This is a genomic window from Pseudomonas sp. IT-P100 (assembly GCF_949767185.1).
In the GTDB taxonomy this organism is placed as follows: Bacteria; Pseudomonadota; Gammaproteobacteria; order Pseudomonadales; family Pseudomonadaceae; genus Aquipseudomonas; species Aquipseudomonas fluorescens_B.
Map to the genome: position 1 here is coordinate 819,975 of NZ_CATKQK010000011.1, position 16,685 is coordinate 836,659.

Here is a 16,685-nt window from a genome sequence, read left to right on the forward strand (position 1 = left end):
TCCGTCTGCTGGTTGTCGCAGACAACGCCCGTAGTTCTCAACTTTCGACGTATTCAGTGCTTTTTCACACAACCTGGGTAGGTAGCGGACGTCTATTCGCGAGTGGAGAATGAGAGAAATGGCGTCTGCTGCGTCTCCTCGTTGAGCCTGGCTAGGTAGCAACCAGAAAAAGTCAGCACCGAAGACCAGCATGAGTGCTAGCGTGTAAGCCGCTTACCCGTACATGTATAAAAGGTCGTCGATCAGTTCAAGTTCCTGTTGCGTGAATTGCACATTATTGAACCGTCGGATGTCTTCGAGCACCCCTCTGATCGGTACTTGCCTTGAAGTATCCTGAACGATTTCGATCAGACGATCGTAATCGGGATCTCTTCCCTTCAGGTATTTTTCGATCAGCTCTTTAAGGGATACGCGGGCCTGCAGGTCAGTTAGCACGTTTACTACTCCGGCAAAATAGTGACTTCATCCACTTTAATGACAGTGGGATTTCCCGGTTTTGGGATGAGTTGTTGCGAGCCGCCCGTTCCGTACTCAGGGTAGGCTTTGGTGAACGGTTCCAGATTCGGACCTTTGCCACCAAATTCGTACGGCACTGTAACGTTTGGTGCTCCGTCCTTGTAGAGCTGTAGCGTGTCAAATTTCAAGCGCAGACGGCCGTCATTCCATGCCGGCGATGGATCTGCCGCAGTGACGTGTTTGGGCGCGCGAACCTAGAAGCTTCCGTCGCAGCGTCTCCAGTCTCAAATTTTTCAAAACCAAAATACGAAAGCCTGGCTTCCTGAGTGTCGATCGTATTCTGCGCGTGACCGTTGACGCTTCCGTCAGCATTTTTGTAGCCCATATACCGGTAGCCGGTAGATGGCAATGTTGAGTCCGGCCCGGATGGTCCGACGTAGACGTCAGGCTTTGATTCGGTGACCACCGGTGGGGTGACGTCTCCGCTCTTGACGCTAGTGTCCGCTTAGGGTTATTGCCTGGAAGATGATTCGCCGGGGCTGGGTCAGTGCGAGGATGGCTTCAGCGGAGCCTTCTTGGGGAGACTGGAGCAGCTTTCGTAATTGCTCTGAACATCAACCCCAAGTAGGCCAGCCAGTAGGGTTAGATGCGTACTGGTAGTTGTTCAAGCCGCCCGCAAGCTTCATGGGACCCAGTGTCTGAAATCGCCCTGCAATTGGACTGTAAGAGCTAATGACGATTGTAATGGAGACCTGTCTCTGCCTCGAGTCTGGTAAAACTCGATTACCGTGCGCAGTCTAGGCGATCCTGACTGTTAGGGTGTTTTGCTGACGTCGTCAGCAAAACACCCTCTTTTCATCGAAGGCAGGTCAAGCATTTAAGTATGAGAAATGGGTTCTGCTACTCGTAAAGTCCTTTAGATGAGTCCAGCGCGTTTAGCAGTTCCTCTTCAGAAATCGAATACTGACTAAGGTGGTTTGTATCTAAATCACCCCATTCCTGCTCATCTTCGATTTCCAGGAGCAGTAGTGGAAGTTTCTTTTGACTGAAGAAACTAATTATGTCGCGAATATCCTTGTCGCGCTCAACATGGTCATTTTGATAGAGGTCACGCGTGTAAAAAAAGCCTTTATCGCCCATGGCGAGCTTTTTTTGTGAGCCAATCAGCGACATTTTAAATCGTTGGTGCAGGAATTTGGCCACTTCAAGGTCGCTAGTGGGGGCTGCAGAAGCAATACTTATCTTAGTCATGGCTCAAAAATCCTCGGGTACCAATGGGTTAAGTGGTCTTCCTTTGGTCTCGTTTTGGAAACTACCACCGTGCCATCTATATAGATGCTCATCTCTTGTTGCTGGATAGATGTTAAAAGCTTTTTCCAAGTGGGTGAAGTGCGAGTTCGACGTATCCTGGCAGTTGTGCATTTTGTTGTTGATGGCGACGATGATGGCGCCTTCCAGTTTTGTAAAAGCTCAGACTTGATCTAACGGTTATCGGGCCACCTGATTTTTGGCAATCATATAGCTCAGCTATTTGATGATTCTTCTGCCTTGCTTTCGTTTAGGTTTGCCTTGAAGTACGTCATAAAATCCTGCCCTTGAGCAAAGGCTTTTTCGATTTTCGAGCTTTGCTCTTTAAGCGCTGGGCTTGGCTTGGCCCATTGTTCAGACGGAAGAGGTTTGGACCACTCAGCAATGGAATCAGGTAGAGACTTCATACTGAAACGATGGTCCCATTCCGCAACCCAGTACGGAAAACGCCACCAGGTGATCAGGTGCGTCAGGTACCACCAACCAACTCCTAAAGCGGAGCGTTCGTTGTGCTGGTATTCCTCGTGCATGTCTTGTCGTTCTTTATCGAAGGTGTCGCGACTCTCGTAGGGTGCTTTGCCAGGGCAGAACTCAGGTCCTTTTTCCATGTAGACACGTATGGCTTCCCATTTGCCTAGTCCATGAACAGGCGTCATGACCTCCTGTGTAAGAAAGTGCACCGTATTGGCCTTGGGATTATCTATGGCCATACCAAAGGTGAAGCTACTGATTACGCCTACTCCGGTGAATCCGGTGCTGACTGAGATCCACGCAACCGTGTCTTCCCAAGGCTGGATCACGGGCTCGTCGGAGCCGTTCGGGAAGTAACAGACCTCTCGGCGTTGACGGTTAAATCGGATGGGGCGGGTGCGGGCTTTGCTTCTTGTGGTGCTGATAATCGCGTACAGGCCAATCAGCGCCGCTCCCCCTCCACACCAGAGCGCTAGTGATAGTCCGAACTCAAAAAAATCGTTGAAGTAAAACCAAAAGCTTCTGCCAAATGGATTTATGAATGCTGCGAAGCCCATCAAGGTTGGGAGAATAAATAGACAAACGATAACTACGACTGTCGGGAGTGACACCGCTAATCGTGCTTGGAAAGACTTGGTGAGATTACTGCTGCCCAAGTCCAGATAGGTGTCGTTGACTTCAACAAAACTACCGCCGAGATCCATTGGGATTTGCCCGGTAGGAACTGGTAGAGGAGAGAGGAACAATGCTTCGCCAGTGGGAAAACGACGAGTTTCCCCTGTGACAGGGCGCTGCTGTCGAATATCGAACTCGTCGTACTGCGGAGAAGTAGGTGTCATTCAGGATTACCATAAGGTGGGTTCGGCCTAGGGCGCGCCCACGGCAGCCTCTTTATCCGTTTCGGCAAATTTTACCTTGAAGTAATCCAACAGGTTCTGCCCTTTGGAGAAGGCCTTCCGGATTTCAGCGCTCTCCTTGAGCAACGCTTCGCTCGGCTTAGCGTGTTGCTCGGCGGGGATAGGTTTTGACCATTCCAGGACTTCCTTAGGGAAGGCGGCTTTGGGGCGGCCTTCGTAGGGGGCTTTGCCAGGGCAGAACTCTGGACCTGCACCTCATAAGGAACTATTTGTCTCTACTTCTCAATATCAACCAATCTCGTGGTAGGACCATCTGACTGCAAACGCTCCAGCACGACCGTGGGCCACCGATTACGAGACTTACGTTTTGCAATGTTATAGGTGAAATCCTGAATCCAATGGGTAGGATAGAACATTATGTGTCCTAGAAACATGAGCGCGTCCATACCACTGAGATAGTTTTTCCCATTTGTTGCAGTTTTTTTGTCCGCGATGGTTTTTCGCCAATGAGCAAGAAAGCTTGATGGTTTCGTGTTTAGGTTTAGTTGGTTTTTCACAAAATTATCTGATTCGCTGTAATTGCCTCGCTCGTCAAACCATGGTCCATTGTTCATATAGGCACGTATGTATTCCCAGAATCCTTTTTGCATATCCAGGGTTTTACCTATAGGTGATCCGAGGCTAATCATTAATGAATTACCAGGGTCGCGAAAACGATTAAGCATTATTTCTAAAGACGTATTTCCAATGCCGCCAGTATAGGGTCCGACAATTTGAAACTCGCATGCCATCGCTTGAATTCCATCCCATGGAGAATGAAACAATTCGCCTTCTTTTTCAAAGTAGACTTCACGAGTGCGACGATTGAATAGAACGGGTAGAGGAAGAGGTCGACAAATTTCAAATAAGAAAGGAATTACAAACATAGGAATCGCAATGGCGAGAGACAAAGCTGCCAGCGCCCATTCTCCTTCCATCGTCATCCATATTGACAGAAGCAGGCCAAGCGGAGATGCGATGCCTGCGAGCATGCCTGTCATTGCACCCCGTTCAGCATCGCCGCTCATTTTCAATGTGAGATAATTTTCGGTGTGCTCATCGGTAATGAATAGCTCTAAAGGAGCCTTGCCTGTTGGCTCATCAGCCCTGAGAACGACCGTAGGCGGGGCTCCATATTTTTTATTTGCCTGTTTTATGAGGTCTTTCAGAGCCATGCGATGTCCTTGATTTCTATCGGCGGTAAAGACACACCTTCAAGTGGAGAGTAGGTCAGTTGACCACGGATACGATTTAACGCTCGGCCTTCTCGGTCGGTATGATACACGCGCCTGTAAGTGGCAACACCTGGATCATTCGCTACGCGGGTGCCTTCGTGGCGATCAAAGTTGTCTCCTGTCCATGTTACCTTTTCGCGCTTGCTGCCATAGCCGAAAATACCTCCCCATATCTCTTCGCCTTCGAAAAGAATCATGTTGTCAGTTATTTCAGTTTTTCCGGGAAGCTTAAGCATTAGGTAGGTGCTTTCTACCATGCCCCTGTAGGGGTTAAGTTCGTTCAGTCGGTATGCATCAAAACTGATAGGGAAAACAATTTTATAAAACTCAGTCATGGTTTCGGCGTAAGTTTTCGACCAGTCAGCTGGGCTTATGCCAAAGCGCGTGCCTTTAACCCATTTCTCAAGAGGGGTGTCTTGAGTATAAAGTCTGGCTATGACACCGCCCACTATAATTATTGTTATTCCCACTGCTTTAAACGCCAGGTGAGGTGCTTGGCTTACACCTCGTCCCACTGCAGTAGCTTCGCCAAAAATAACCGCCGCGCGCGCAGCTCGGATTGTCCGGAAGGTCTGAACATAAATAGCGAGGTTTGCTGCTGACGCAACGCTTAACCCTGCATTAATAGCGGATGTATTAAAGTCACCATCCTGATAGGACTCAAATGCTTCAATGCCATACACAACAATATCGAATGCTGAAACAACACTCTGTAAGCCTGCTGCTTTCCAGCTAAATCCAAGAGCATCTGCCAAAGCAATTCGAGCTGTTGAGGAGTTACTGCCCGAAGATTTTACTGCTGTTTCCCAGTTTATTTCGGCGACTTTTTGCCAAACTGCTGCGGTCGCAGCTCCAAGGCCCACGCCAGCGCCTACAAGGTTTATTACGCCTTTCGCAGATCGTTTATCGATAAGTTGTTTTAATGCGTATCCAAAATTTATTGCGGCCATTAAAGCAACTACACACTTTGCTGGGGCTTTGTCCATTGAATCTTTGCTAAGGTTGAGCAAGTTTCTCAGGTTGGTCTCTGGTGCAACCATTTCAGAAATAGACGCAAGTTTTTCAGCTGCGGCTCCTGTCGTTTTTGCAGGAACGAGAATGAAGAAGGGAAGTGCATCTTGTACAGCAGAAGCAACTGGCGTTAATTTTAACTTTTTACTCGGCACCGCTGGGCGTGTTCCCATCAAATCACTTAGCCACTCGCCTATTTGTTTCGGGGTGGCATTGACAGTCTCGATACGTTGACCGCTTCGCGCCATGGCAGCACCCATGTAAATTCTTGCCAAGGTGCTTGGAGGCTTCCCGTTATCGTGTAACTCGTTACCAGCTACGGGTGCAAGAGACAGGAACAACGCCTCTAATATTGGGGCGGGTGTATGTGATGCCAGATTATGAGCAACTTTATTAATTGCAGCGAATAAATCTTTGACCTTGCTGCTCGCTGCGTTAGCCATGGCAGCGCCATTGTCATTAATAGAGTCAGAAATATCTAGCAGTGATTTCAGCTCTGCGAGGCCCATGCGCTGAGATAAACCCAGCAAGGACCATATCAACCAAGAGTGCCCTTCTTTTCCTTTTTCAGGGTCAAGTGCTACAGCCAGAGCCTTGGCGCTGATGCTGCAGCCAGCAGGTCCCAAGCAAGCTGCTGCGAAGTTTTTCTCCAGCTCAGCTCGAGCCTCTGATTGGGTAATGTCATAATGGCCTGCCGCTGTATCAAGCGTGGACGGGCCCTTGGTATTAAATGTTTGAAGCCAATCACTCCAAAGTTGGGTTATCCGCCGAATATCGTTTTTGTTTCCGGATTCTTCAGTTTCCTGCTCCTTCCATACCTTCAGAAGCTCGGCATGGCGGGTCATTGAAGGCAGTTCTTGTTTGATTTTAGAGTCGTTTTCGCTCAGTGATTTAAGCGCACCAGCAATGGCCCAGTCATCACTGCGTTTTTGACGAAGATCGTCAAACGCAGCTTGTCTGGCTCGAGTCATCGCGGCCAAATCTTTCCAGACACCCCACGCATCATCAGCTATGACATACGCCTGCTGTTCGCAGCGTTTCATCGACACCAATGTTGGCTGCCATTTAGGTGCATTTTTGGTCGAGGACTCACAACTCCATTGAAAACCTTCCGGCTCTTTGTAGTCGCCAATGAAGTCGTAGATGCCCTCTGCTTTACCGCTGGCGGGGGCGGCGCCAGGTGTAAACGCACGCATCACCCGCGTGCGCGTGCTGGCTTTTGATTTAGCCGCCGCGAACTGTTGATCTGTCCACTGCGTAGGCGACCAAACGAGCATCGCCGGTGTACCAGCCGGCAGCATCAGATAAGGTTTTTTACTCTTATCGATGACTTTGCCACCGCGAGCGGTTTCTTGCAGCATCGTATTTTCGACAGTGAACTCGACGAGCTTTGCCGGGGAGGTTTGCCATACGTACAGGTAACCGTTACGGAGGAAGCGCGCGACATAATTCAGTGGCTTGCCACGAGTAACCGCGTTCTTGTCACCCAGCTCGGGAAAGTTGCCGTTAAGCGGTGGCAAATTCATTGCGCCGACATCGAGGCTGGGCGTTGGGCCAATGGCGTAACGTAGTGGTATCACGGCGGTGAGTAATGGGCAGCCGGCCGGTTTGAATTCTGGTTTTGCAGGCGCTGGTTGGCTCATTACATGACTTCCTGTGATTTATCGGTGTCAGAAGCCAATGCCTCAAGCAACGGCCAGGTTAAAACGATCTGCGCGTTGATGCCGCTATCATTGGGGGCACAATCTTCCTTGGGTGTTTCATTAGCCCACGCACGTTTCGCACTGCCTTCATGATTGACCCACACGCAATCGATCCCATGCCAAAAGCCGATTGGCCAGACCGCGCCTGCAAGCCATGCTTGTCGCATCGGCGTTGCGTCACCCAAGCGCAGCCAAAATTCTCGTCGGTCCGGGGAATAGATTCGGATTCGTCGCTGTAACGTATTGAATACTTGGCTGGCCGATTGCTGAGTTTGCAGCCATATCCCGTTACTCAAGTTTCCGTCCGCGTGCGACCACGCTTGATACGCGGGACTACCCATCGGGGCGTCGAGCAGAATGGGGCCGGCTTCGGCAATGGGTTCGTAAGGCGTTCCGAGCAGCAGGGGCATCGGTTGGTGGCTCGGATAGTTTTGATAGAGCCAAACCACTGCATCTTCCAAATGCGCGCCATCCATCAGCAGGAATCCATCGCGGCCATTGCTGTTGGTCATTTCTGCACCTCTTTTGCTGCTTTTGCTGCCTCGCAGACTTCACAGACCCCCGACGGTGTCTGCCTGAACACCATGTTCTGTTTTACCAATGCCTCGATAGGCATACCTGGCTTATCCGCATCCGCCTGCTTCAACACCCCCGGCAACAACGGCGCCGCGCCCGTTCCGCTGCCCGGTCCGCCACCGGAGTTCATGTTGATCACCGGCCCGCTCAGGGTCACGCCGCCCGCATCGATCTTGATGAAGCTGCCGCCACCAATGAGTGTCAATTCGCTCCCGGCCTCAAGCACCACTTTCATGCCGCTGCTCAGGTGGATTTCCTGGCCCGCATCGATGAATTGCCCGGTGCCGATCTTGATGTGCTGATTCACGCCCACGGTCAGGTGGTCGTTGGCGCGGGCTTCGACTTTGCGGTCTTCATAAACGGTGTGGTGTTCTTCAGCCTTGAATTCGCTGTAGCTGTTTTTCTCGACGGTGTCGTGGCGTTCGTTGCCGACGCGGATTTTCTGGTCGTGTTCGACGTTTTCGTCCCAGTCGCGCTGGGCGTGGAGGAAGATCTGTTCCTGGCCTTTCTTGTCTTCGATGCGCAGTTCGTTGAAGCCTGCGCCGCCCGGTGAGCTGAGGGTTTTGAAGGTGGTGCGGGTCTTGTTCGCCGGCAGGGCGTACGGGACGACGTTTTCCTTGTGGTACAGGCAGCCGCTGATCAGCGGCTGGTCGGGGTCGCCTTCAAGGAAAGTGACGAGCACTTCCATGCCGATCCGTGGGATGGCGATGCCACCGTAGTGCGCGCCGGCCCAGGCGGAGGAGACGCGCAGCCAGCAGCTGGTCTTGTCGTCGGCCTGACCTTCGCGGTCCCAGTGGAATTGCACTTTGACGCGGCCGTACTGGTCGCAGTGGATCTCTTCACCTTTGGGGCCGGTGACCACCGCACTCTGGCTGCCGAGGATGCGCGGTTTTTTCTGCGTCAGCGGTGGGCGATTCGGCACGTCCCACGGCGTGGCCTGGAAGCGGTTGCGATAACCCTGGTGGAAATCGTCTTTCAGGTTGGTGGTGCTGCTGGTGACCGACTCTTCCAGCACTTGCGGCTGTTTGCCTTCGTGCAGGACTTCGGTCAGCAGCCACAGGTCGTTCCATTTGGCTTTCGGGTGTTGGGTCAGGGCCAGGAAGTGGCCGCTGACCAGCAACGGCTGATCGCTTTTGCCTTCGGCCAGCTGGAAGTCGCTGCGGTGGCGTTCGAGGGCGCGTTTGGCCAGGTGCTTGCCGCGTTCGCGGTCGATGAAACGACCGGGATAGTCGTAGTCTTCGAGATCGGGCAGGGCGTCGCCGCGGTTTTCACTTTCGAGGGTGATGCGCGGTTTTTCGAAGTCGTAGTCGCGGCGGGTGATGCGGCTGGTGCGGGTTTCCAGGCGCAGGTCGAAGCGTTTGATCACCGGGTCGTTGGCGACCATGCCGGAGTCTTGCTGATAGGCCACCGGCGCGAGTTTCGGGAACACCGTCTGGTCATCGCCGAACACCAGTTTGTGGGCTGTGGCGCTGTGCTGGAAGTGGTAGTGGATACCTTCTTCCTCGCACAGGCGCTGGATGAACTGCAGGTCCGATTCATCGTACTGAACGCAGTAGATGCGTTCAGGATAAATCGCCCCGACCTTGAATGCGTAGGCATTGCTCTGGATGCCATGTTCTTCGAGGATCTGGCCGATGATTTTCGGCACCGTGAGGTTCTGGAAGATGCGCTGGTTGATGCGATGCGCCAGGTAGGACAGTTGCGGGCGCAGGGTCACCGCGTAGCGGGTCAGGCGCTTGCCGGAATCCCCCTGGGCAGCGCGATAGATCTGGCCATGAATGCCGCTGCCGTCGGGCGAGAGCTGCAAAAAGGCCGGTTTGTGCAGCAGGCTTTCGAGGTCCAGGGACGGCTTTTCGCTGACCAGTTCCACCTCAAACACAAACGGCTGGCTGATGGCTTCCCGACCTTGCAGGGACAGGACCTGGAAGTCGTTGGAAAGACCTTCGATGGTCAGGGCAAAGTGAGTCTGATTGGCCGGCGCGAACATCCCTTGTTCCTCGTGTGCACTGCGGCGTTCGTCGACCGCAAGGCGGATCAACGCACGCGAAATTCTGGAGGGGCGTAAACAACATCGACCAGCAGAGCTGGCCGATGTTTGCAACGATCAGCCGTAATTAAACGACTGGAGCACGCCAGTCATCGGAACCCGAAGTACCGGATACTTCGTGGGTCCAGGTGATTTTGCGATAGGTGAACTGCACTTCTTCCAGGTGGGTGAAGTGCGAGTTGCCTGGATCCTGGCAGTTGTGCATTTTGTTGTTGATGGCGACGATGATGGCGTCTTCCAGTTTGGTGGTGTAGTAGTGCTCTTGAGTACCTTGAGCCGAAGTACGGAACCACTGGATAACGATTTCGCTCATGCGCTCGCCGGAGGTCAGAGCAGCTTGCAGCAGTGGCGAGGCCTTGTCGTAGACCTTGGTGATCACGACTGGCTTGTGTACGCGCTGACCGGTCGGCTGGCCGGATTGCGGGTCACGCGGGATGATCACGTCGTGGCTGAAAGCCTGAACCATGACCTGGTCTTCGTGACCTTCCTGGTAGGTGTTGCCAACCGAGTCGGCGGTGAATGCGCCGGCAGTGATCAGGCCTTGTTTTTCGCCAGTGACGGACATGTACGCTGGTGTTGCCATGGATGCTCTCCTTGCTGAATAAGTGAGGTGCCCGGGAGGCGATATCGCCCGGTGGGTGCATGACTGTTATCAAGGTCCGTGCCAGAAACGATTAAAGTTATATAAATCAGTGTTTTATGTGTGTTATTGGCCACTGAAAAAGCTTGCCGGGCAACGTTCACCCCTGAATGTGCGCAAGAACTTGCGCAGCACTGCGCAACTTCTTGCGCACTGGGCCGGAAGGCCTGAAAAGTCGGGCGCTCAGCCCTTAAGTAACGTGTCTCGCCGTATCGATTGCGCAACTTCTTGCGCATCAAGGCGGTTGGCCATCACGCAGAGAGCCTCTGTGAAAAGTGCAACGAACGACGCAGTCTGATGGTCAAACCCAGCGCCGAGGTGACTGAACATTTTCCGAATTCAAGGAGCGCGACATGAAAATCCTGATGGTTCTGACATCCCACGATCAATTGGGTGACACGGGTAAGAAAACCGGCTTCTGGCTGGAGGAGTTCGCCGCACCGTATTTCGCTTTCAAGGATGCTGGCGCTCAGCTGACGCTGGTGTCGCCCAAGGGCGGGCAGCCCCCGTTGGACCCGAAGAGCGACGAGCCGGACGCGCAAACCGCGGCCACCGATCGCTTCCGCAAAGACTCCGCGGCCCAGTCGGCATTGGCATCGACCGCGCTGCTGAGCAGTGTGAGGGCTGACGATTACGATGCGGTTTTCTATCCGGGCGGCCATGGCCCGTTGTGGGATCTGGCCGAAGACAATAACTCGATCGCGTTGATCGAGGCGCTGTACAAGGCAGGCAAACCGGTGGCGGCGGTCTGTCACGCGCCGGGCGTGTTGCGTCACGTCAAGGGTGCGGATGGTCAGCCGCTGGTCAAGGGCAAGCGGGTGACGGGTTTCACCAACTCCGAGGAGGAGGCGGTGCAACTGACGAACGTTGTGCCGTTTCTGGTGGAGGACATGCTCAAGGAGAAGGGCGGGATTTATTCCAAGGGCGATGACTGGGCGAGTTATGTGGTGACCGATGGTCTGCTGCTGACGGGTCAGAATCCGGCGTCGTCCGAGGCCACGGCGGAAGCGTTGTTGGCGAAGTTGAAATAGGATCAAAAGATCGCAGCCTGCGGCAGTTCCTACAGGAATCCACATTCCTCTGTAGGAGCTGCCGCAGGCTGCGATCTTTTTTGCATTGTTAATGACTCAATTGTTCAACGCTGCAAAACACGCTTCGATCGAACGCCGCTGCGTCTCGGCATACAACCCCAACTCATCGATGGTCGATCGCCCAAGGGCCTTCTCGAACGCTTGCCGATTCGAGTGCTCGCCATAGTGGGCCTGCGCCGCATCCCCCAGGTTTGACTGAAAAATCCCCGCTGCGCTGACGGGCAAGAAATCTTCGTAAACCAGTGGTTCAACCCGCAAATAACCGCCGCTGAGCAGATCTTCCAGCGACGAAGACTTAAGCGCTTCCGCCCCTTGGCCTTTTTCCGTAACGAAATAGCGAAAATACGCCAGTTCCTGCTGACGCATTCCCTCAATGGTGTCAGGAAATTCGCTGAAGTGCTGCGTCATCAGCGCGTTGTAGCGTGCGGCGTTGGCTTCGTTGGGGAAGTCCTTGAGTTCGTCACGGGCAGCGTTGAGCAAACGGTCATAAAGCGCCCGACCTTTGGGCGTGAGCGCGGCACCGCGCTGCTCGATCTCGCCGAACCGGGCACTGTGGCTGCCGTGACTTTCGGCTTGATCGGTGAAGGCAACGGGTTCGTCCAGCGCCTTGAAACTGGTCTGGCGCAGCAGGATCGGACACTGACGGCGGGGCGGGCCTTCGATCACCGCTTTGGGGGTGATGCCGTGGGCGGGCATTTGCGCCTGCACAATGTCGATGTCCAGGGTGCGCGGCGTCAGGTGGTTGATATGCGGGCCCTTGAATGCCACGACATCGGCGATCAGGCGATGCTGGGCGCTGAGTTTCCGGTATTGCTCGGCGGTGACCGTGGCGCTGTGGTGCCAACGGAAGGTTTCCAGCGCCTGCAGAACGAACTCCTGCGCCTCTTGTTCGGTGAGGCCTCCCTCGGACTCGGCGCGTTCGATGAGGGTCAGCGCAGTGGGCGTGAAGATCGAGCGCTTATCCAGCACCGATTGGGCAAAGGCACGCAGTTCCGGGTCTTCGATCAACTCCAGACGCAGCAGCGAGGTAAACACCCGAAACGGGCTGACCTGCAACGCGGCCTCATGCACTGCGCGGAACGCCGTGGAGTGCACCGGTACGCCGGCCGGGGTCAAGTCGTAGTAGCCAACGGGCTGCATGCCCATCACCGCGAACAGTCGGGCGAGAGTCGCCAGTTCAGCGGCCGTGCCGACGCGAATGGCGCCATGGCGCTCCAGGTCCAGACGCTGGATTTCGCCCGTGCTGTTCAACTGCCGGGCGATCTGCGGTTCGCTGTCCAGCACATGGCGGTTGGTCTGTTCCACCAGTTCCATCAACGCGCCGTACAGCGGCACTTCTTTGCGGTACATGTCGGACATCGCTTTGGAGAAGCGTTGGCGGATCAGGTCAGGGCTGACAAAGCTTGGGTGGCTCATGAAAAAATTCCAGGCGCGGTGACGTGAAGGATGGGGGAAAAGATCGCAGCCTTCAGCGGCGCCGACAAACGAAGAATCTTACGGACTTCATTCTGCAAAGGACTGCTATAGCCAGTCTGGCAGGTGTTACACGTGGAGTTGAGTGCGCTGGGATGCCAAAAACTCACGATACAGCCGCGCCGTTCCCGCCGGTGCCTCGACCATCGGCATATGGCCGACACCTTCCCAGATTTCCACCCGCAGGTCTTCGATGCCTTTGCTCCAGATCGCCACGCTGCTGACGTCGATCAAGCGGTCCTTGCGCCCCCACAGCAACAGCGTCGGGCATTTGATGTCGGGCAGCTTCGGCTCCATTGGCGGGCTGGCACGGAAGTCCCTGAAGATTTCTTCCAATTCATCCCGAGACTGTTCATAACGCTGGGCGATGGCGTCCAGCACCACGCCGGGCACCCATGGCGGCTCGGCCATGGTCATGGCGTAGAAGCGCCGGAATTCTTCCCGGGAGTTAATCAGGAACGGGTTGTGGCCCTTGGCCAGATGGCGTTCCAGGTCACTGATTTCGGGCGCGGTGACACCGGCCGGGTCGATCAGGGCAACCGAGGCGATGCGGTCCGGGTAAGTCGCCGCGAGCCACGCCGCCATGTAGCCGCCCATCGAGTTGCCGATCACATGCACCTTCTCGACGCCGCAGACATCAAGCAACTGGATCATCCGCTTTGCCTGCAAGGGAATGTCATAACCACCGCCGGCCTTGAAGCCGGTTTCGCCATGCCCGGCGATGTCGGGGATGATGACCCGGTAAGTGCCGACGAAATGCCGGGCGAAGCGCAGCCAGATGTTCTTGTCAGCGCTGTAGCCGTGCAGCATCAGCACGCTGCTTGAGGCTTCGTACGGTCCGCCCTGCCAGGTCGAAACGGTCATTTCGGCAATCGGCACGACGATCTTGTGCAGCCGATACAGCCTGGCTTCGGCCGCCATGTTCAAGTCATAGAGCCAGTGACCGATGGCCGGGTAGCTCAACCAGCTCCAGGCCACGAAAACCGCGATTGCGACAACCAACAAAAGCATCAGGCGTCTCCCTTCTCTCTGATCAGGACAAGATGTGATCGGCGGGTTTCAGCGTCCGGGTCATTCGGTGGTAGCTGAAACTGAACCCGGGAAACATGGCAATCACATGACCACTCTTGCTTTGATACCAACTGTGGCAGCCTCCGGACTTCCACACCGTGCGTTCCATTTCCCGGTGGATCATTTCAGTGTAGGTACGTTCTGCCTCGGGGCGAACTTCGATGCTGCGCAAACCCTGTTCTTTCAGCGTGCGAATGCAATCGAGAATGTAGTTCATCTGGGATTCGATGATGAAAAGCGCCGAAGTGTGGCCGATGCCGGTGTTGGGCCCGGTGACGATAAAGAGGTTGGGGAAGTCCGGCAGACTGGTACCGAGGTAGGCGCGAGGATAGGTGGCCCAGAAATCCCTGAGTTGCTTGCCGTTTTTACCTGTTACCGGGTAGGAAATCACCCCGTCGGTGGCGTCGTAACCGGTGGACCAGACAATCAGGTCCAGGTCGATGTGCTGCCCGTCCTGGGTGACGACGCCGGTTTCGTCTATGGACGCGATGCCCTGTTCGCGGCTGTGCAACGTTACGTTGGGCCGACCGAGTGCCGGGTACAAGGTGCTCGAAACAATGACGCGCTTGCAGCCGATGGTGTAGTCCGGTGTCAGTTTGCGTCTGAGTTCGGGGTCGGGGACCTGGCGTTTGATGAAGCGCAGGGCGTGTTGCTGGACCAGGCGGATCGCCGGTTTCGAGTATTTGAAGGCGATCACCCGGGTTTCGAATTGCCAATAAATCATCCAGCGCAGCACCTTGTAGGCCGGTTTGAGGCCGAGCAACCAGCGCTGGAAGGGGCCGAAGGCGCGATCGGCCCGTGGCAGCACCCAGTGCGGCGTGCGCTGGAACACATGCAAATGCTCGACGTCCGGGGCAATGGCCGGAATCACCTGCGCCGCGCTGGCGCCACTGCCTACGATGGCGACGCGTTTTTGCCGATAGTCGTAGGTGTGATCCCAGTTGTTCGTGTGAAAAGTCTTGCCTTGAAAGCGCTCCATGCCCTCGAAATGCGGAATGACCGGTTGACTCAGCGGCCCCGTGGCATTGATCAGGAACCGGGCGTAGAACGTGCCTTTGTTCGCGGTGTGCACCGCCCAGTGTCTGGCGTCGTCGTCCCATTCGATGCGTTCAACGTTGGCTTCCAGTTCCACACGGTCGCGCAGGCCGAATTCATCCACCACGTACTGCGTGTAGCGATGCAGTTCGGCCTGTTCAGCGAACATTTGGGTCCAGCGGTAAGGGGCGAAGGACAGCGAATAAAGCGGTGAGGGCACATCGACGGCCGCACCGGGGTAGGTGTTCTGGCACCAGGTGCCGCCGAAAAAGTCCCGCCGCTCCAGCAGTCGAAAATCATCAATGCCGGCCTTGAGCAAATTGATCGCCGCACACTGTCCGCCAAATCCGCTGCCGATGATCAACACTTGAAAAGTTTGCATGGGTCTCCTTTTTTATCGTTGTGTATTGAACCCTCTCTTCATGTATAGCCAAACATTCGACGCCTGCTTCACGGCAATACCGCGGTATTCAGACTGCCAGCCGGTGATGGCTATTTGACGTTGCCCTGTTAGACTTCCAGCACACCTGAAACCTCGGTGTCAGCAGGTTCCGTGCAGTGGCGCAGAGGCTCCAATGGAAAAAACGGGCGGAAAAGGACTTTCACTAACCAAGAGGCTCTACGCAACGCGAACCCTGGGGCTCGCCGCGGGGCTGGTGTGTGTGGCCGCCGCGATGTACCCGCTGGACCCGGTGCCGTGGGTCTGGGCGCTGATGCTCTTCAACGGTGTTTTCTGGCCGCACGTGGCTTACCAATGGGCGCGTCGGGCAAAAGCTCCCTATCACGCCGAACATCGTAATCTGCTGGTCGATGCCTTTCTGGGTGGCTTCTGGGTTGCCGCCATGCAATTCAATCCGCTGCCTAGCGCAACCACCATCGCCATGATGGCGATGAACAACGTAGCCATCGGCGGCCCTCGCTTCCTGCTGGTGGGGGCCGTTGCGCAGGTGTTGGGGGTCGGTGTCGGATTTCTGGTGTTTGTGCCGGCCTTCGTGCCGCAAACCAGCCCGTTGCAGATGTATGCCTGCCTGCCGCTGTTGACCCTGTATCCGCTGGCGCTGGGTTGGATTTGCTTCCGACAGGCCACCACGCTGGGACGGCACAAACGTGAATTACTGACCCTGAGCCGCACCGACAGCCTCACCGGCCTGCTCAATCACGGGGCCTGGAAAGATCAGCTGGAAATCGAATTCCAGCGCGGCAAACGCCAGCCGCAGGGCGGGGCGATTGCACTGATCGACATCGACCATTTCAAAACCATCAACGACACCTACGGCCATGTCGCCGGGGACATCGTGTTGCGTCAGCTGAGCAAGATGCTCAAACAGAATCTGCGGGCGGCCGATGTGGCGGGTCGCTACGGTGGCGACGAGTTCTGCGTCATCCTCCCGGGCCTTGCGCTCGATCACGCCGCAGCCGCCATGGATGCGCTTCGTGATCGCTTCGCCACCCTCGGTTATGAACAGAACCCGGCGCTGAAAGTCAGCCTCAGCATTGGGCTCGCCGCCTTCAACCCGGCTCACAATGACGCGATGCTGTGGCTCAACGACGCTGACCAGGCACTCTACGAAGCCAAGACCACCGGCCGTAATCGCGTGATCTGTTGTGGGGATGGCAAGCCGCGTCACGAACTGATCGACTCTATCTGAACGCTGCACCGTGCACTTGTGGA

At 55.2% G+C, this 16,685-nt stretch carries 13 protein-coding genes and 2 pseudogenes; 2 read left to right on the forward strand and 13 right to left on the reverse strand.

The genetic code is table 11. The features are described from left to right. Positions 1 to 213: 213 nt before the first annotated feature. From ACM6IQ_RS12175 to ACM6IQ_RS12220, 10 genes and pseudogenes are all read right to left on the reverse strand, one after another. Positions 214 to 435, reverse strand: coding sequence for a hypothetical protein (locus ACM6IQ_RS12175; protein WP_414878878.1), 222 nt, complete (start codon positions 433 to 435; stop codon positions 214 to 216). Positions 436 to 1,085: 650 nt separating this feature from the next. Then, positions 1,086 to 1,221: pseudogene (locus tag ACM6IQ_RS12180) on the reverse strand (RHS repeat-associated core domain-containing protein); the annotation flags it as partial. Positions 1,222 to 1,356: 135 nt separating this feature from the next. After that, positions 1,357 to 1,707, reverse strand: coding sequence for a hypothetical protein (locus ACM6IQ_RS12185; RefSeq protein WP_414878879.1), 351 nt, complete (start codon positions 1,705 to 1,707; stop codon positions 1,357 to 1,359). A 120-nt stretch (positions 1,708 to 1,827) separates the two neighbouring features. Next, positions 1,828 to 1,920, reverse strand: a pseudogene (locus tag ACM6IQ_RS12190) (type VI secretion system tube protein Hcp); the annotation flags it as partial. Positions 1,921 to 1,979: 59 nt separating this feature from the next. Continuing rightward, on the reverse strand, positions 1,980 to 3,074 hold the full coding sequence (locus tag ACM6IQ_RS12195; RefSeq protein WP_414878880.1) for a DUF6708 domain-containing protein: 1,095 nt from the start codon (positions 3,072 to 3,074) through the stop codon (positions 1,980 to 1,982). Between the two features lie 293 nt (positions 3,075 to 3,367). After that, positions 3,368 to 4,306: a hypothetical protein gene (locus ACM6IQ_RS12200; RefSeq protein WP_414878881.1), complete on the reverse strand. Its 939-nt coding sequence runs from the start codon at positions 4,304 to 4,306 to the stop codon at positions 3,368 to 3,370. After that, positions 4,297 to 7,020, reverse strand: coding sequence for a toxin VasX (locus ACM6IQ_RS12205; protein ID WP_414878882.1), 2,724 nt, complete (start codon positions 7,018 to 7,020; stop codon positions 4,297 to 4,299). The genes ACM6IQ_RS12200 and ACM6IQ_RS12205 overlap by 10 nt, the downstream gene beginning before the upstream one ends. Continuing rightward, a complete protein-coding gene (locus ACM6IQ_RS12210) occupies positions 7,020 to 7,592 on the reverse strand; it encodes a DUF4123 domain-containing protein (RefSeq protein WP_414878883.1) in 573 nt (190 codons plus the stop codon). The genes ACM6IQ_RS12205 and ACM6IQ_RS12210 overlap by 1 nt, the downstream gene beginning before the upstream one ends. Continuing rightward, positions 7,589 to 9,643: a type VI secretion system tip protein TssI/VgrG gene (gene tssI, locus ACM6IQ_RS12215; protein ID WP_414878884.1), complete on the reverse strand. Its 2,055-nt coding sequence runs from the start codon at positions 9,641 to 9,643 to the stop codon at positions 7,589 to 7,591. The genes ACM6IQ_RS12210 and tssI overlap by 4 nt, the downstream gene beginning before the upstream one ends. Before the next feature lie 127 nt (positions 9,644 to 9,770). Then, complete coding sequence (locus tag ACM6IQ_RS12220; RefSeq protein ID WP_007919523.1) at positions 9,771 to 10,286, reverse strand: Hcp family type VI secretion system effector; 516 nt, start codon at positions 10,284 to 10,286, stop codon at positions 9,771 to 9,773. A gap of 410 nt (positions 10,287 to 10,696) precedes the next feature. Between ACM6IQ_RS12220 and ACM6IQ_RS12225 the strand changes: the two genes are divergently transcribed. Continuing rightward, complete coding sequence (locus tag ACM6IQ_RS12225) at positions 10,697 to 11,374, forward strand: type 1 glutamine amidotransferase domain-containing protein (protein WP_414878885.1); 678 nt, start codon at positions 10,697 to 10,699, stop codon at positions 11,372 to 11,374. 96 nt (positions 11,375 to 11,470) lie between these two features. On the opposite strand, the gene ACM6IQ_RS12230 is transcribed toward ACM6IQ_RS12225, so the two are convergent. From ACM6IQ_RS12230 to ACM6IQ_RS12240, 3 genes are all read right to left on the reverse strand, one after another. Then, the gene (locus ACM6IQ_RS12230) at positions 11,471 to 12,850 is read right to left on the reverse strand and encodes a VOC family protein (RefSeq protein WP_414878886.1); all 1,380 of its coding nucleotides are present in this window, start codon (positions 12,848 to 12,850) and stop codon (positions 11,471 to 11,473) included. A gap of 126 nt (positions 12,851 to 12,976) precedes the next feature. Next, positions 12,977 to 13,918: an alpha/beta fold hydrolase gene (locus ACM6IQ_RS12235; RefSeq protein ID WP_414878887.1), complete on the reverse strand. Its 942-nt coding sequence runs from the start codon at positions 13,916 to 13,918 to the stop codon at positions 12,977 to 12,979. Between the two features lie 22 nt (positions 13,919 to 13,940). Continuing rightward, positions 13,941 to 15,395 (reverse strand): flavin-containing monooxygenase, encoded by a 1,455-nt coding sequence (locus ACM6IQ_RS12240; protein WP_414878888.1) that lies wholly within the window; start codon positions 15,393 to 15,395, stop codon positions 13,941 to 13,943. A gap of 193 nt (positions 15,396 to 15,588) precedes the next feature. Here ACM6IQ_RS12240 and ACM6IQ_RS12245 point away from each other — a divergent pair, with 193 nt between their 5' ends. Continuing rightward, positions 15,589 to 16,662: a diguanylate cyclase gene (locus tag ACM6IQ_RS12245; protein ID WP_414878889.1), complete on the forward strand. Its 1,074-nt coding sequence runs from the start codon at positions 15,589 to 15,591 to the stop codon at positions 16,660 to 16,662. Positions 16,663 to 16,685: the final 23 nt, after the last annotated feature.

Coding starts and splice junctions, on each gene's coding strand:
- ACM6IQ_RS12185 (WP_414878879.1), bottom strand. CDS start 1,707: ATGACTAAGATAAGTATTGCTTCTGCAGCCCCCACTAGCGACCTTGAA.
- ACM6IQ_RS12195 (WP_414878880.1), bottom strand. CDS start 3,074: ATGACACCTACTTCTCCGCAGTACGACGAGTTCGATATTCGACAGCAG.
- ACM6IQ_RS12200 (WP_414878881.1), bottom strand. CDS start 4,306: ATGGCTCTGAAAGACCTCATAAAACAGGCAAATAAAAAATATGGAGCC.
- ACM6IQ_RS12205 (WP_414878882.1), bottom strand. CDS start 7,020: ATGAGCCAACCAGCGCCTGCAAAACCAGAATTCAAACCGGCCGGCTGC.
- ACM6IQ_RS12210 (WP_414878883.1), bottom strand. CDS start 7,592: ATGACCAACAGCAATGGCCGCGATGGATTCCTGCTGATGGATGGCGCG.
- tssI (WP_414878884.1), bottom strand. CDS start 9,643: ATGTTCGCGCCGGCCAATCAGACTCACTTTGCCCTGACCATCGAAGGT.
- ACM6IQ_RS12220 (WP_007919523.1), bottom strand. CDS start 10,286: ATGGCAACACCAGCGTACATGTCCGTCACTGGCGAAAAACAAGGCCTG.
- ACM6IQ_RS12225 (WP_414878885.1), top strand. CDS start 10,697: ATGAAAATCCTGATGGTTCTGACATCCCACGATCAATTGGGTGACACG.
- ACM6IQ_RS12230 (WP_414878886.1), bottom strand. CDS start 12,850: ATGAGCCACCCAAGCTTTGTCAGCCCTGACCTGATCCGCCAACGCTTC.
- ACM6IQ_RS12235 (WP_414878887.1), bottom strand. CDS start 13,918: ATGCTTTTGTTGGTTGTCGCAATCGCGGTTTTCGTGGCCTGGAGCTGG.
- ACM6IQ_RS12240 (WP_414878888.1), bottom strand. CDS start 15,395: ATGCAAACTTTTCAAGTGTTGATCATCGGCAGCGGATTTGGCGGACAG.
- ACM6IQ_RS12245 (WP_414878889.1), top strand. CDS start 15,589: ATGGAAAAAACGGGCGGAAAAGGACTTTCACTAACCAAGAGGCTCTAC.